Below are 14,908 nucleotides of genomic sequence, written 5' to 3' on the forward strand. Positions count from 1 at the left end.
CTGTTTCAGTTCTGTGTGGTGGCGCTCAGGGAGCCGAATCCGGCGATCCACTCTGGGATCGGGCGGTAATAACGGCCTTCGCTGCGCCAGTTGCCAAAGGCAGAAATGGCGGCGAAGGCGGCAACCCAGGTTTTTACTTCGTGCGTTGATTTGCCCGCCATCGCGGACAACTCTTCGTTACTGACCGCGTCCAGCTCCTGCAAACGCCCCTGCTCAAGCAGGCTCATAAAGCGGTTATCCCAGACAGGGTTCAGCGGATGCAGCGAGTTTTGATCGGCCACGAACTTCTCGGCGGCGCTGATCACCCGCTGCTGGCGCAGCTCGCGCTCGTTTTCGGGCAGTTGTTTACCGCTGCCAAGCAGACGGTCGCGCATATGAGCATCGGCCTTCGCCAGCTCCGGTACCGGCGGCTGATGCGACAGCCCGCCGGAGCCTAAAAACAGTACGCGTTTATTCAATGAGCTGGCGAAACGGCCAATCGCTTCCCCGAGCATGCGGGTACGCTGAAAGCCTGGCAGCGGCGTGGCGACACCGTTAATAAACACCGGCAGCACAGGCACCTTATCCAGCCCACCAAGCAAGAACTCCAGCGGCTGGGCGAAACCATGATCGACCTGCATGTTGTAGGACACGGCGAGATCGATGCCGCTTTTCATCACCGCGTGGGCGCAGGCTTCAGCGAGATCTGTCGGCACCGGCAGTTCCCCCGCCGCGCTGCCGAAATCGCCGATCGCCGTGGCTCCCACGCCTAAACAGAACGGCGGCATCACATCGTAAAAAAAACCGTTGTAGTGATCGGGGGCAAACAGCACCACCAGTTCAGGGTCAAACGCCGCAATGCGCGCCCGGGCGCTGGCGATCACGCCGTTAACCTCGTCGAGCACGGTCTGCGCCGGGTCGACGTACCCCACCAGCGGCGAGTGGGAAAGACAGTGAAGATAAGCGTGCATATCAGGCCACCTTTTCAACAGGAATATCGGCAGTAGCGCGGGTAAGCGTCATCACCGACGCCAGTTTATTCAGGGTACTGCCCAGAGTTTGCGGAATAGCGATGGCGGCCACAAAGCGGTCCGGGCGCATCACCACCAGCGAAGCGTTGTGCTGGGCAAACCACGTGCGCAGGCGGTTTTGCGTATCGCCAATGCGGATAACGCCGTCATAGTTATCCTGCTCGGTATGAATTTGCGTATCCGGCACCACCTGGATAAACCGCGTGCCCAACGCCTGCCACTGTTGGATCTGCGCCTCGCTCATGCCCCATAGCGGGTTACAGCCCCAGCCAATCACCGCAAAATTCGGCCCGATGACATTGTCGAGCAGCGTCACTTCACCCGATTCCAGCGTCACCTTCGGCTGGATAAACATCTTGCCGACCGGTGACGTTTTCGCGTCACACTCACGCACCAGTGCTCCAACATGGTATTGCGGCATCGGCTTAAAGCGCATTTCAAGGAAGTAGCGTTTGACCGGCGGAATGTAGTTCAGCAGCCAGGAAACCCCGTCGCGTACCGCACCGTGCCAGCGTTTTGGCGGTGCCAGTACGTTGCCTGCGGTCACCGAGAGATCGATCATTGCTTTGGCGTGGTCGCGGCGTTCCTGCTGGTAGGTATCCAGCAGCGCATCACCAGCTTTGCCCTTAATGACCAGCGCCAGTTTCCACGCCAGGTTGAAGGCATCGCGCATGCCGCTGTTGTACCCCTGCCCCTGCCAGACCGGCATAATGTGCGCCGCGTCGCCGGCCAGCAGCACGCGGTCAATGCGAAAACGTTCGGCCAGACGGGCGTTATGGGTATACACACGCTGGCGGATCAGTTCGACGTTATCCGGGTTCGGCAGCACTTTGCTCAGCAACTGGCGCATATTTTGCGGCTCACTGAGTTGCGCTTCGGTTTCTCCCGGCATCACCATAAATTCAAAGCGGCGTACCGCATGTGGCAGCGCAGCGGAGACATACGGGCGCACCGGATCGCAGCACAGATACACATGCGGCGTGCTGAGCGGATCGTTGGCGATATCCACCACAATCCACTGATTTGGCGCGGTTTTTCCTTCAAATGGCACATTCAGCGAACGTCTGACGTTGCTGGCCCCACCGTCGCAGGCCACCAGCCACTGGGCCTTCACCGTTTCGCGCTGGCCGTCCGGCGCTTTCAGATTCAGCGTTACTTCACCGTTCTGTTGGCTGAAGGCTTCCAGTTCGCGGGAAAACAGGCAGCGCACGCTGGGAAAACGCGACAGCCCTTCCAGCATCACCGCATCCACCTGCGGCTGAATAAACGCGTTGCGGCGCGACCAGCCAAATTCGTCGGTCATCGGCTGGATATCAGCAAAGCAGCGGCCTTTCGGGGTGAGAAAGCGCATCGCGTGCCACGGCGTAGTATGCGGCAGCACGTTTTCGACCAGACCAACGGACTGCATGGTGCGCAGCGCTTCATCGTCAATCCCGATAGCGCGGGGATAGTCGATCAGCGTGTCGAGCTTCTCCACCACCAGCACTTCAATGCCCATCTGGCCCAGATAGTTGGCCATCATTAGCCCCACCGGGCCGGCACCAGCAATCGCGACCTGAACGGTGTGCTGCACAGCGGGTTGGATATCAGGGTTTATTGTTGTCATTTCAGAACCTCACGACTCGGACAAAACGCAATTGCAGACCCTGGTGAGGCGCAATCTGTTTTGTTAAAAATATGTGAATAATTTTTTGTTGTGCGGTCAGTATAGGAGTGAGTTTTTGCGCTACAATCAAAACATGCCTGGATGTGCACTAAGTGCACAACGTTGTTTTACCTGTAGATTTGTCAATAAATATGAAAAATGATGACGGTACTGAATACAAAACCGTACGCGGATTAACGCGCGGATTAATGTTATTAAATATGTTAAACCGGCTCGATGGTGGAGCCAGCGTTGGCCTGCTGGCTGAGCTGAGCGGCCTGCACCGCACTACGGTCAGGCGGCTGCTGGAAACGTTGCAGGATGAGGGTTACGTCCGACGCAGCCTGTCCGATGACAGCTTTCGCTTAACCATCAAGGTCCGTCAGCTTAGCGAGGGATTTCGTGACGAGCAGTGGATTTCTGCGCTGGCCGCCCCGCTGCTGGGGGATTTGCTGCGCGAGGTGATCTGGCCGACCGACGTTTCCACGCTGGATGTGGACGCGATGGTGGTACGTGAAACAACCCACCGCTTCAGCCGCCTGTCGTTTCACCGGGCGATGGTCGGGCGTCGTTTGCCATTGCTGAAAACCGCTTCCGGCCTGACCTGGCTGGCATTTAGCCCGGAGAATGAACGTCAGGAACTGATTGAAATGCTGGCCTCCCGGCCAGGAGAAGAGTTCCAGCTGGCGCGCGAACCCTTAAAGCTCGACGCCATTTTGACCCGGGCGCGGAAAGACGGTTTTGGTCAGAACTATCGCGGCTGGGATCAGGAGGAGAAAATCGCTTCTATCGCCGTCCCCATCCGCAGCGAACAGCGGGTGATCGGCTGCCTGAATCTGGTGTATATGGCCAGCGCCATGACCATCGAACAGGCCGCAGAAAAGCATCTTCCGGCCTTACAAAGGGTGGCGAAACAGATTGAGGACGGCGTCGAGTCGCAGGAGATTTTGGTTGCCGGGAGGTGAAGTGGATCACAGTTATGCGCATCATCTGATTGATAGTTGGGATGACTCACTCATCAGCCGATATCACGCGGTGTCATCTTGCTTTAATGATATCTTCATTGCAGAGTGTGCATTCATTTTTTGCCAGGAGGCTGCATGTTAAAGGTCATTGCCGAGGATTTCATCAAACCTGAGTATATTGAAACCGTTCTCCCGTTGTATCGTGAGCTAATATCGGCCACCAGGAAAGAACCGCGCTGCATTGCTTATGACCTCTATATTGATGAAAAAGATCCGGGCCATTTTATTTTCATCGAAGAATGGCCAGACCACGCGGCTCTCGATGAACATTGTGCCAGTGAGCATTTCCGGCGACTTGTGCCGTTAATCGATCAATACACGCGCAAAGAAGCACGTTACACACTGATGAATGACATCGTAAATCCAGGGGCGCAAAGTCTCTTGTGAAGAGGCTTTAATCCTTCTTCCTGTATAAGGATACGCTACTCTCGCAAATGCGTTCGCTGGTAACATGCTTCGGGACATGCAGCCTGATTACGTCATGGAAAGACTTAGGCTAAAATATGATATTTGATTGCAAATCAAAGGATAAAAAGTGAAAAAAACAACTCCAGAATATACGGCTGTTGACTTGTCTCGTTGGCCAAGGAAAGAGCATTTTGAGGTATTTCAGTCTTTTGCTCAAAGTACAATTAACCAAACTGTTCTGTTAGACATTACCGCAGTACTAAAACATATAAAAGAGATTGGCTGGAAATTTTACCCTACTATGATTTCCCTCCTTGCTAAAGTTGTCAACAAGCATACTGAATTCCGTATGGCTATAAAGAACAATGAGCTTGTCATATGGAATGAAATTCATCCAAGCTATACCATTTTCCATAATGAAACTGAGACTTTTTCATCATTATGGAGCCGCTACGATGGCAATATTCATCACTTCCAAAACACTTATTCAGAAGACGTTGCACGCTATTGTAATAATCTTTCTTATTGGCCGAAGGGAGAGTCTCCGGAAAATGTATTTTTTGTATCGGCTATCCCTTGGGTAAGTTTTACCAGTTTTAATATCAACATTGCGAACATGCAGAACTTTTTTGCCCCCATGTTCACACTTGGGAAATACTATGAACAAGATGGGAAAGTAGTGTTACCTCTCGCCGTTCAGGTACATCACTCTGTGTGCGATGGCTTCCATTTAGCACGATTAATCAATGAACTACAGGAAATGAGTCATGACCTACGGCACCATTCAGAGGAACGCAACGTCTGATGCAGCAGACGTTTCTTTATATGGCGTGAGCAGCAAGAATAGTCGCCATGTCCGCAAACAAGAGGGGTCGACATGAACGGTCTGGGAAGAACATAAATTTGGGTTCGCAATGGCAAGGGTAATACTTAAAGCTTTCGCAAAAGTCTGGCCGGATTGCCAGCATACACGCCTTTTACCAGCACGGGCTTTATCACCACACTACCGGCACCAATCACCGCACCACTGCAAATTTCCGTTGTTAAAATTGTGGCTCCACTGCCCACCGTTACTGCGTTACCTAATACAATATTAATCCAGCTTTTTGCAGAAGCGTCAGGACTTCCGCTCTTGAAAAGATCGTTAGCAAAGGTCACGCCATGCCCTATAAAGCAGTCCTCGCCTAAGGTAACGTTTTCACAGATGAAAGTATGGGACTGCACTTTAGTTCTGTCGCCTATGACACATCCCTTTTGTATCTCAACAAATGGCCCGACAAACACATCATGGCCCAACTCGCATTCATAAAGATTCACAGGCATGACTATTGTGACATTTTCACCTTGTTTTACGTCACGAATACCACTTTCAATAATATTCATATCAGCACTGTCCTTACTCAAGATAATACGCTTCAGTATTGAAGACCTGAACTTGCAGGAGCGCCTTTGCCATTTATTATCAGATAGTTTAGGCCAGGAATTTCAATTGATGCGTTTCTTTTAGCGATAGTATTTTTATCTATTCGTTATAATCAACACATCTTATCAGACATGTTGATCATAACAAACTTACAATTTATAAAATCTGCCATAATGACAGATTTCTTTAATTTATAATCAGAGATTTGCAACGTTATGATATACTTTTTGAACATCATCATCATCTTCAAGGGCATCAACAAGTCCTTCAAAGATTTCTAAATCTTCTGGTGAAAGTTCAACTTCTGATTGAGCAATCATTTCTAATTCTGTGGTTGAGAATTCAGTAATCCCAGCTGCTTTGAGGGCTGCAATTCCTTTATGAAGATCTGTAGATTCAGTATAAATAATGATGTTGCCTTCTTCTTCGGTAACATCACGTACATCCACTTCAGCATCAAGTAAAATTTCAAAAATACGGTCAGGGTCTGTTCCCGCAAATACAATCACGCCAGTATTGTCAAACATATAGCTGACAGCACCCGCCGCGCCAATATTCCCGCCTTTTTTATTGAAGATTGAGCGAATATTAGCAATCGTGCGGTTAACGTTTGAAGTCAGGGTTTCAGCGATAATCATGGAACCACTTGGACCAAAGCCTTCATAACGCCCTTGCATGAACGTTTCGTCGCTGCCACCTTTGGCTTTATCAATAGCTTTATCAATAACGTGCTTTGGAACCTGGGCTTGTTTCGCACGTTCAATAACGAATTTTAAAGCTGTGTTTAATTCTGGGTCTGGTTCACCTTGTTTAGCCGCAGCATAGATTTCCACACCGAATTTGGAATATACTTTAGACGTTGCACCGTCTTTAGCCGTTTTTTTACCAACAATATTGGCCCATTTACGTCCCACTGGAATAGTCTCCTCGAAAATTTATTTACATGACAGGCAGCTTAATAAGCTGCCTGTTTTTCCCGCCATATTATATCACTATATGTAAATTCTCGTCTATGAGAAATAAAAACATCCAAACCTTACGGAGTGTTACTTTAATTTCATCAATAATTAACATTATGGATAAGTTACTACATAACTTTCTGCTGATTTTTCTATTTTTATTTTTAACACTGGCGCAGCAGCAATAATAGATAAGACAAGAGAATCAAAAGTAATAACCCCGGCAAAGTACCACTTTCACTTCTTATATAAAACGTTCACATCTGCTTCTGACACAAAGCAGCTTTTGCGCACACATACCTACCCGATCTGACTGAATGCAAAAAAAAACCGAAACCCTGCTTTTGAAAAGAGCAGCGTTTCGGCATTCATTCACTCTGAAGGACGTCAGACTTTCAGCAGCTTCACCGTCTCGTCGATGTCGATTTCATCTTCCGAGAAGATCAGCGTCGTGCCCTGGAAGGTAGTGATCGCCAGCTTTTTCAGTGTGCGCATTTCGCCAGGCTTCACGTCTGATTTCGGTCGTATGCTGTTCATCAGCACGCCGACAGACAGCACCGCGTTTTCTTTGTCGATACGGGTTTCAACCGGCACTTCTTCGCTGTACACCAGGTATGACTTGATCGCCGTGAGCTTCAGGCGCTCGCCCGCGATATAGATGTACTTGCTGTCGGGTATGACTTTCACCGCATAGGCAGACAGGCCTTTGTTGTTGGTGGTGGGTTCAAAAGTCACCGCCGCGTCTTTCTTGATCAGCTCAGGATTAGCAACCTTAATCACATGAAAATAGCGGTTGTCGCCGTTTTCATCTTTGATAAATCCAAAGCCTTTATCTTTAAACCACGTTGTGATTGTTCCGTTCATTGCTGTTTCCGCCTGATTAAACCGAATACTCGTAGAGTATACCTACTCAATTTGCGCGCAGTGTAAAACACAGGCCCCGTCTTTGGCTACTCGTTACCCCAGCGATTGAGGAACTCCGCAATGTCATCAATACGCTGTGCGTCGACGCCGGCGACAGTTGCCATCTCCTGCTGCGCGTCTTCGCTGATCTCTTCGTTGTTCATCAAACGGGTGATCAGCTGCTGGAAGTAGTGCGCCAGCGCATCGCGTTCGGCATCGTTCACCGGCTTTGCAGCCTCGGTCGCGTACTCATCAGCGATATCATAATATTTTAGCGGAATGTCGTTGTTCATCAGGTGCTCCGGGGTAAATGCGTGTGCCAGCAGTTGCCTGCCGCGTCTGGAGCGAATGATAGCATTGTTATTTCATGGTTCGCGATCTGTTTCCTGGCTGTAATGTGTTGCATAAATCAACAATATTGTCTGGAGCCACTTCGCATTTAATTAATTCTCCTGAATTAAAATGACTGTTTCTTTATTTAGCTCGGTATAATAGCCGCAGAGTAAATAATGCAGGAAAAAGGAAAGTATACGTTTATTAATTTAGATAATGAGACGGCGATTAAACGCCATAAATAACGTTCTCTGCAGGCTGGATGCGATTGGCCCAATCCCATCGTTAGTCGCCCATTTGCCCACATTCATCTTCTGGACAACACTCTACGATGATACCACTGACCCAACACGCAGAGCGCACACCATGAACATCACGCAAATCCGTAATGCCACACAGCACATCACCTTTGGTGGAATGACTTTTCTGGTCGATCCTATGCTGGCTGCGAAAGGCGCATATCCGGGTTTTGCCGGAACCGCACGAGCCGACATTCGCAACCCAACCGTCGATCTGCCCATCGACATCGATACCCTGCTTAATGTCGATGCGCTGATCGTGACCCATCTGCATGAAGATCACTGGGACGAGGTTGCCGCTCGTGTCGTGCCGAAAGACAAACCAATCTATGTGCAAAATGACCATGATGCACACGTACTGCGGGGGCAGGGTTTCACACAACTCATCGTGCTGACGCAAAATACCGTGGTCGGCGCTATCACTCTGCGTAAAACCGGTGGCCAGCACGGCTCAGATCGCGCCTATGCCATTCCACAAATGGCAGAACGCCTGGGTGATGCCTGTGGCGTTATCTTTATGCATCCGGCGGAAAAAACGCTGTATCTGGTCGGGGACACCCTCTGGCGCGACGAGGTGGAAGCCAACATGCATACCTTCCAGCCAGGCGTGGTGGTTCTGAATGCGGGTTTTGCCCACGTCATCGGTTTTGGCCCAATTATCATGGGTGCGGAAGATGTGCTGAAAACCCACTTCACCTTACCCGAAGCACACATTGTGGCGACCCATATGGAGGCGATTAACCATTGTCTGTTGACCCGCGCGGCCCTGAAAGAGTACGCCCGCGACAACCAGATTGCGCAATATGTCAACGTGCCGGAAGATGGTGAAACCCTGGCATTTTAATCTCTACAAAGGAATCGTATGCAGCCGCTTAACGTCGCCATTGTTGCCGTGGAAGATTTCAGCCCATTTCACTTCTCGGTGCCGTGTATCATTTTCAGTGACAAAATGGCGGTGAAAAAGCGCTTTGAGGTGCAGATGTGCGGCGAAAAACCGGGCATCATCTCCTCGCAGGATGGTTTCTCCATTACCGCAACCCACGGCTATGAAGCGGTGGAGGCTGCCGACATCGTGGTGATCCCCTGGTGGGGCACCACCGCGCATCGTCCACCACAAAGCCTGCTTGGTGCGCTCAACCGCGCGCGACAAAACGGCGCGCAGATTGTCGGGCTGTGTCTGGGCGCGTTTGTCCTCGGCTATGCGGGGTTACTGGACGGTAAACGAGCGGCTACGCACTGGGAGTTCGAGCAGGATTTTCAGGCGCGCTTCCCGGCGGCCCAGTTGGATATCAACGCACTGTACGTGGATGACGACGGTATTATTACCTCAGCAGGTACCGCCGCCGCGCTGGATTGCTGTTTGTACGTAATTCGCCAGCGTTTTGGCAGCACGGTGGCGAATCAGATTGCCCGACGGATGATTGTGCCACCGCATCGTGAGGGCGGTCAGGCGCAGTTTATCGAACAACCGGTAGCGAAAAATACCCAGGATCAGCGCATTAACGCCCTGCTCGACTATTTGCGCCAGCATCTCCACGAACCGCATAATCTCGACGAGCTGGCACAGCGGGTGATGATGAGTCGTCGCACTCTAACCCGTCATTTTATGAAGGCCACCGGGTCAAGCGTGGCTGAATGGCTGATTACCGAGCGCCTACACCGCAGCCAGATCCTGCTGGAGTCCAGTCAGTTACCCGTTGAACGCATCGCCGAACAGGTAGGTTTTCTCTCCCCCGTCACCTGGCGGCAGCATTTTAAATCCCGCTTCGGCGTCAGCCCAGCTGAATGGCGTAAAACCTTTCGCGGCGATTAACCTCTTTTTTGCGCCAGCCAGATGGTGTGCCCGGTACAGTGCGGATCTTCCATCACCCTCTCAATCACCGTAAAACCGTGCATCGACAGCAATGCGTGATACTCATCAGGCGCGAGGCTGGCGTGAAACAGCGGCTCACCCTCAAATTCCCCCATCGCAATGCCGTTGTCCGTGCCGCTGGTAAACATCAGCGCGCTGCCGGGATGACTGAGCCGGTCAAAAATGGGGAACATCTTTTGCTGGTCCAACTGGGTTAAATGGAAAAAGCTGTCCCAGGCGATCAGACCGTCGAATGTCTCGTTAAGCGCCAGCTCACGCATATCCTGCTCCAGCCAGCGCTGTGCGGGAAAAGAGTGCCGCGCCCGCGCCAGCATTTCCGGGGAACCATCAACCCCCGTCAACTGAAAACCTTGCTGGATAAAATAACCCGCAATCGGCTGACCGTTTCCGCAGCCAATATCCACAATATGGCCCTGCCCGCCCATCACGTTGATGAACTTGTCCAGCCAGCTTTTCTCAAACAAGGCGCGTGAGCGCTGGCGGGCAAAAGCCTCCGCATGGCGTCGGTAAATGGACAGGATATTATTTGCCGCAGAGTCGCTCACGATGTCCTCACTTTTTAATCTGATAAGTTTAACGACGATAAATCCTCCCGCACACGATCCGCAACCCTGGAATGCGCCTCGCAGAACCTATGCGTAAATCCCCCAAAATCGTCCCGCTGTGGCATCATAGCGCGCAGATAACATCATGACAGGGGTGATAAACGTGAAACCGGTAACGCTATACGATGTCGCAGACCATGCAGGCGTCTCTTACCAGACCGTCTCGCGCGTCGTGAATCAGGCCAGCCACGTTTCCGCAAAAACCCGACAGAAAGTTGAGGCCGCGATGGCGGAACTCAATTACATCCCCAACCGCGTCGCACAACAACTGGCAGGCAAACAGACGCCGCTGATTGGCGTCGTGACGGCGAACCTTGCCCTGCATGCCCCCTCACAAATCGTTGCCGCCATAAAATCCCGCGCCGACCAGTCCGGCGCCAGCGTGGTGATCGCCATGGTCGAGCGCAGCGGCGTTGAGGCGTGTAAAACCGCGGTCCACAACCTGCTTTCTCAGCGCGTAACCGGGCTTATCATCAACTATCCGCTGGATGAAGAAGACGCCATTGCCATGGCCGCCGCCTGCGGTACAGTGCCGGTACTGTTTCTCGATGTCTCTGACCAGACGCCGATTAACAGCGTGATTTTCTCCCATGATGACGGCGCTCGGCTCGGCGTTGAACATCTTGTACAGCATGGTCATCAGCGAATCTCCCTGCTGAGCGGGCCGCACACTTCAGTTTCGGCAAGGCTTCGCCGTGCGGGCTGGCATAAATATCTGGCGCACTACCAGCTACGTCCCATTGTAGAACGTGAAGGTGACTGGAGCGCCATGTCCGGCTTTCATCAAACCATGCACATGCTTAACGACGGTATCATTCCAACCGCTATGCTGGTGGCTAACGATCAAATGGCGCTGGGCGCGATGCGCGCAATCAGCGAGTTCGGTCTGCGAGTTGCAGCGGACATCTCCGTGATCGGCTACGACGACACCGAAGACAGCGCCTGCTACATCCCGCCGCTGACCACCATCAGGCAGGATTTCCCCACTCTCGGACAGACCAGCGTTGACAGGCTGTTGCAGCTTACGCAGGGTATGTCCGCCCCCGGCAATCTGCTGCTGCCGGTCACGCTGGTCGAACGGAAAACCGTACTGCCGCCTGACGCACAAACCGCCACGCCTCAGGTGCTGGCGGAGTCGTTGATGCAACTGGCGCGTCAGGTCTCTCTGCTACCATCCGGCGAGCGCTAATTACTGTGAGTCAGTTCACCCATTAAACCCGCCCGGCTTTACAGCGTCTCACCGCAGGCCTTATGTTTATTAAATTGTGAGCGAATAACAAACATGAGATACCGCTATGACTCTGAGCTCGGACTCACTCGCCGCCGTACTGGCGCGCCGTGACTGGGAAAACCCCGGCGTCACACAGATAAACCGTCTGGAGGCACATCCGCCGTTTTGTAGCTGGCGCTGCGTGGATGATGCCCGTAACCACCGGCCTTCATCCCAACGAATTTCGTTAAACGGCGAGTGGCAGTTCGCCTGGTTTGCCACACCAGAGGCAGTACCAGAAAGTTGGCTTGAGCATGATTCACCGCAGGCCGTTGCCCTCTGCGTGCCGTCTAACTGGCAGATGAGCGGTTATGATGCGCCAATCTACTCCAATATCACCTATCCATTCCCGGTCAATCCGCCCTCTGTTCCGACGCAGAACCCTACCGGATGTTACTCGCTCACATTTAGTGTCGAAGAAGCATGGTTAGATGAGGGTCAGACGCGGATTATTTTTGACGGCGTGAACTCCGCGTTTCATCTGTGGTGCAACGGTCGTTGGGTCGGCTACGGTCAGGACAGCCGTCTGCCGTCTGAGTTTGATCTTAGCGATTATCTGCTGCGCGGCGAAAACCGCCTGGCCGTCATGGTGCTGCGCTGGAGCGATGGCAGCTATCTGGAAGATCAGGATATGTGGCGCATGAGCGGCATCTTTCGCGATGTTTCTTTACTGCATAAACCCACAACACAGATCCGTGACCTACGCATCAACACGCGCTTTAATGATGATTTCAGCCGCGCGTTGCTGGAAGCGGAAGTCCGGATAGCAGGCGACGAGCGTGAAGATGTACGCGTGACCCTGCAATTGTGGAACGGCGAAACGTTGGTTGGCGAGCTCACCTCACCGCCCGGCAGCGAGATTGTTGATGAACGCGGCGCTTATCACGACCGTACTACGCTGCGCCTCAACGTTGAACACCCGGCGTTGTGGAGTGCCGAAACGCCTAATCTGTACCGCGCCGTTGTGCAGCTACATACCGCTGACGGTACGCTGATTGAAGCCGAGGCCTGTGACGTCGGCTTTCGTCAGGTTTGCATTGAAAACGGACTGCTGTTACTCAATGGTAAGCCGCTGTTGATTCGCGGTACCAACCGTCATGAGCACCATCCGGTCAACGGTCAGGTGATGGACGAGGCAACGATGGTGCAGGATATTCTGCTGATGAAGCAGAACAACTTTAACGCCGTGCGTTGTTCGCATTACCCAAATCACCCGCTATGGTACACCCTGTGCGACCGCTACGGCCTGTATGTGGTGGATGAGGCCAATATCGAAACCCACGGTATGGTGCCCATGAATCGCCTGAGCGATGACCCAACATGGCTTCCCGCCATGAGCCAGCGCGTCACGCGCATGGTGCAGCGCGATCGCAACCATCCGAGCATTATCATCTGGTCTCTGGGTAATGAATCCGGTCACGGGGTCAATCACGACGCGCTCTACCGCTGGATAAAATCAGAAGACCCGTCACGCCCGGTACAATATGAAGGCGGCGGCGCAAATACCGCAGCCACCGATATTATTTGCCCGATGTATGCCCGCGTCGATCAGGATCAGCCCTTCCCCGCCGTACCCAAATGGTCGATTAAAAAGTGGCTGTCGATGCCCGGCGAGCAGCGCCCGTTGATCCTCTGCGAATATGCTCACGCGATGGGTAACAGCCTCGGCGGCTATGCCAAATATTGGCAGGCATTCCGCCAGTATCCGCGTCTGCAAGGAGGATTCGTCTGGGACTGGGTCGATCAGTCGCTGATTAAATATGACGACAACGGTAATCCGTGGTCAGCCTACGGCGGGGATTTTGGTGACACACCAAACGACCGTCAGTTTTGCATGAACGGACTGGTGTTCGCCGATCGTACCCCACACCCGGCGTTATATGAGGCCAAACATGAACAGCAGTTTTTCCAGTTCACGTTACTGCCGGGCGCTGAACGCCAGATTGAAGTGACCAGTGAATATCTGTTCCGCCGCAGCGATAACGAAGTTCTGCACTGGTCTATTGCCCAGGACGGCAACCCGCTGGCCGCCGGAGAGGTCGTTCTGGATATCGCCCCACAGGGTCGCCAGCGGATCACCCTGCCGGCTATCCCGATGCCGGAAACCGCAGGCCAGCTATGGCTGACGGTTCGCGTGGAACAACCCCAGGCTACTGCGTGGTCAGACGCCGGACATATCAGCGCCTGGCAGCAATGGAAGCTGGAAGAGAAACTCAGTCTGGCGCTTAAACCTCGCGCCAGCACAGCGCCACAGCTGACGATCCGCGATGACACGTTTACGGTAATCGTCAGTGATAAACGCTGGGAATTCTGCCGCCGTACAGGCTTACTGACGCAATACTGGCTGGCCGAAAAAGCACAGCTGTTAGCACCGTTAATCGATCAGTTTACCCGCGCGCCGCTGGATAACGACATCGGTATCAGCGAAGTAACGCGCATCGATCCTAATGCCTGGGTCGAACGCTGGAAGGCTGCGGGCCATTACCATGCTGAGCCATGGCTATTGCAATGCGAGGCCGAAGCGCTGTCGAACAGCATCCTTATCACCACCGCGCATGCCTGGCAGTATCGGGGCGAAACGCTGTTCATCAGCCGAAAAAGCTACCGTATTGACGGCAAGGGTGAAATGCAGATAGCGGTGGATGTCGACATCGCCAGCGGTACGCCGCATCCGGCCCGCATCGGCCTGAGCTGCCAGCTGGCGCAGGTGGCTGAACGGGTAAACTGGTTAGGCCTTGGGCCGCATGAGAACTACCCGGACAGGCTGAACGCCGCTTGTTTCGACCGTTGGGATTTATCGCTCGATGAAATGTACACCCCGTATGTTTTCCCAAGTGAAAATGGCCTGCGCTGCGGGACACGCGAATTACGCTACGGGGATCATCTGTGGCGTGGTGACTTCCAGTTCAACATCAGCCGTTACAGCCAGAAGCAACTGATGGCAACCAGCCATCGCCATCTGCTGCAGCCTGAAGCCGGAACATGGCTCAACATTGATGGTTTCCATATGGGCGTCGGCGGGGATGATTCGTGGAGCCCTTCAGTGTCACCAGAATTTCAGTTGAGCGCAGGGCGTTATCATTATCAGCTGAGCTGGCGCTAATCACGTTGCTTTTGCCGGATGGCGCCGCTTCGCGGCTTATCTGGCCTACGGT

14 protein-coding genes are annotated in these 14,908 nt (G+C 52.8%); 7 read left to right on the forward strand and 7 right to left on the reverse strand.

Annotation, left to right across the window (positions count from 1 at the left end; translation table 11 throughout):
- Nucleotides 1-5: 5 nt before the first annotated feature.
- Both mhpB and SK32_RS11225 read right to left on the reverse strand, forming a co-directional pair.
- Complete coding sequence (gene mhpB, locus SK32_RS11220) at nt 6-950, reverse strand: 2,3-dihydroxyphenylpropionate/2,3-dihydroxicinnamic acid 1,2-dioxygenase (protein WP_048212489.1); 945 nt, start codon at nt 948-950, stop codon at nt 6-8.
- A 1-nt stretch (nt 951) separates the two neighbouring features.
- Nucleotides 952-2,616 (reverse strand): bifunctional 3-(3-hydroxy-phenyl)propionate/3-hydroxycinnamic acid hydroxylase, encoded by a 1,665-nt coding sequence (locus SK32_RS11225; RefSeq protein WP_048212490.1) that lies wholly within the window; start codon nt 2,614-2,616, stop codon nt 952-954.
- Nucleotides 2,617-2,807: 191 nt separating this feature from the next.
- On the opposite strand from SK32_RS11225, the gene SK32_RS11230 reads away from it, so the two are divergent.
- From SK32_RS11230 to catA, 3 genes are all read left to right on the forward strand, one after another.
- Entirely contained in the window at nt 2,808-3,620 is an 813-nt protein-coding gene (locus tag SK32_RS11230) for a DNA-binding transcriptional regulator (RefSeq protein WP_048212623.1), read from the forward strand.
- A 135-nt stretch (nt 3,621-3,755) separates the two neighbouring features.
- Entirely contained in the window at nt 3,756-4,067 is a 312-nt protein-coding gene (locus SK32_RS11235; RefSeq protein ID WP_048212491.1) for a putative quinol monooxygenase, read from the forward strand.
- A gap of 148 nt (nt 4,068-4,215) precedes the next feature.
- Nucleotides 4,216-4,893, forward strand: coding sequence for a type A chloramphenicol O-acetyltransferase (gene catA / locus SK32_RS11240; RefSeq protein WP_048212492.1), 678 nt, complete (start codon nt 4,216-4,218; stop codon nt 4,891-4,893).
- A gap of 125 nt (nt 4,894-5,018) precedes the next feature.
- Here the strand turns inward: catA and SK32_RS11245 are convergent, their stop codons facing one another.
- The 4 genes from SK32_RS11245 to SK32_RS11260 all read right to left on the reverse strand — a co-directional run bounded on the left by SK32_RS11245 (nt 5,019) and on the right by SK32_RS11260 (nt 7,666).
- Complete coding sequence (locus SK32_RS11245) at nt 5,019-5,471, reverse strand: acyltransferase (protein ID WP_048212493.1); 453 nt, start codon at nt 5,469-5,471, stop codon at nt 5,019-5,021.
- A 237-nt stretch (nt 5,472-5,708) separates the two neighbouring features.
- A complete protein-coding gene (locus SK32_RS11250) occupies nt 5,709-6,425 on the reverse strand; it encodes a YebC/PmpR family DNA-binding transcriptional regulator (protein WP_048212494.1) in 717 nt (238 codons plus the stop codon).
- A 432-nt stretch (nt 6,426-6,857) separates the two neighbouring features.
- Nucleotides 6,858-7,334 carry a cold-shock protein gene (locus SK32_RS11255; RefSeq protein WP_048212495.1) on the reverse strand — a complete coding sequence of 159 codons (477 nt, stop codon included), beginning with the start codon at nt 7,332-7,334 and terminating at the stop codon, nt 6,858-6,860.
- An 86-nt stretch (nt 7,335-7,420) separates the two neighbouring features.
- Complete coding sequence (locus SK32_RS11260) at nt 7,421-7,666, reverse strand: YmjA family protein (RefSeq protein WP_048212496.1); 246 nt, start codon at nt 7,664-7,666, stop codon at nt 7,421-7,423.
- 406 nt (nt 7,667-8,072) lie between these two features.
- Between SK32_RS11260 and SK32_RS11265 the strand changes: the two genes are divergently transcribed.
- Together SK32_RS11265 and SK32_RS11270 are read left to right on the forward strand one after the other, a co-directional pair.
- On the forward strand, nt 8,073-8,849 hold the full coding sequence (locus tag SK32_RS11265; protein WP_048212497.1) for an MBL fold metallo-hydrolase: 777 nt from the start codon (nt 8,073-8,075) through the stop codon (nt 8,847-8,849).
- Nucleotides 8,850-8,867: 18 nt separating this feature from the next.
- Nucleotides 8,868-9,818, forward strand: a complete 951-nt coding sequence (locus SK32_RS11270) for a GlxA family transcriptional regulator (protein WP_048212498.1) — start codon at nt 8,868-8,870, stop codon at nt 9,816-9,818.
- Here SK32_RS11270 and SK32_RS11275 read toward each other — a convergent pair.
- Nucleotides 9,815-10,423: a class I SAM-dependent DNA methyltransferase gene (locus SK32_RS11275; protein WP_048212499.1), complete on the reverse strand. Its 609-nt coding sequence runs from the start codon at nt 10,421-10,423 to the stop codon at nt 9,815-9,817. The two genes, SK32_RS11270 and SK32_RS11275, sit on opposite strands and share 4 nt — an antisense overlap.
- 154 nt (nt 10,424-10,577) lie before the next feature.
- Between SK32_RS11275 and SK32_RS11280 the strand changes: the two genes are divergently transcribed.
- A complete protein-coding gene (locus SK32_RS11280) occupies nt 10,578-11,672 on the forward strand; it encodes a LacI family DNA-binding transcriptional regulator (RefSeq protein WP_137379274.1) in 1,095 nt (364 codons plus the stop codon).
- Nucleotides 11,673-11,778: 106 nt separating this feature from the next.
- Entirely contained in the window at nt 11,779-14,856 is a 3,078-nt protein-coding gene (locus tag SK32_RS11285) for a beta-galactosidase (protein ID WP_048212501.1), read from the forward strand.
- Nucleotides 14,857-14,908: the final 52 nt, after the last annotated feature.

This window comes from Citrobacter sp. MGH100, assembly GCF_001034465.1.
Taxonomy (GTDB): domain Bacteria; phylum Pseudomonadota; class Gammaproteobacteria; order Enterobacterales; family Enterobacteriaceae; genus Citrobacter; species Citrobacter youngae.

Coding starts and splice junctions, on each gene's coding strand:
- mhpB (WP_048212489.1), bottom strand. CDS start 950: ATGCACGCTTATCTTCACTGTCTTTCCCACTCGCCGCTGGTGGGGTAC.
- SK32_RS11225 (WP_048212490.1), bottom strand. CDS start 2,616: ATGACAACAATAAACCCTGATATCCAACCCGCTGTGCAGCACACCGTT.
- SK32_RS11230 (WP_048212623.1), top strand. CDS start 2,808: ATGAAAAATGATGACGGTACTGAATACAAAACCGTACGCGGATTAACG.
- SK32_RS11235 (WP_048212491.1), top strand. CDS start 3,756: ATGTTAAAGGTCATTGCCGAGGATTTCATCAAACCTGAGTATATTGAA.
- SK32_RS11245 (WP_048212493.1), bottom strand. CDS start 5,471: ATGAATATTATTGAAAGTGGTATTCGTGACGTAAAACAAGGTGAAAAT.
- SK32_RS11255 (WP_048212495.1), bottom strand. CDS start 7,334: ATGAACGGAACAATCACAACGTGGTTTAAAGATAAAGGCTTTGGATTT.
- SK32_RS11260 (WP_048212496.1), bottom strand. CDS start 7,666: ATGAACAACGACATTCCGCTAAAATATTATGATATCGCTGATGAGTAC.
- SK32_RS11265 (WP_048212497.1), top strand. CDS start 8,073: ATGAACATCACGCAAATCCGTAATGCCACACAGCACATCACCTTTGGT.
- SK32_RS11270 (WP_048212498.1), top strand. CDS start 8,868: ATGCAGCCGCTTAACGTCGCCATTGTTGCCGTGGAAGATTTCAGCCCA.
- SK32_RS11285 (WP_048212501.1), top strand. CDS start 11,779: ATGACTCTGAGCTCGGACTCACTCGCCGCCGTACTGGCGCGCCGTGAC.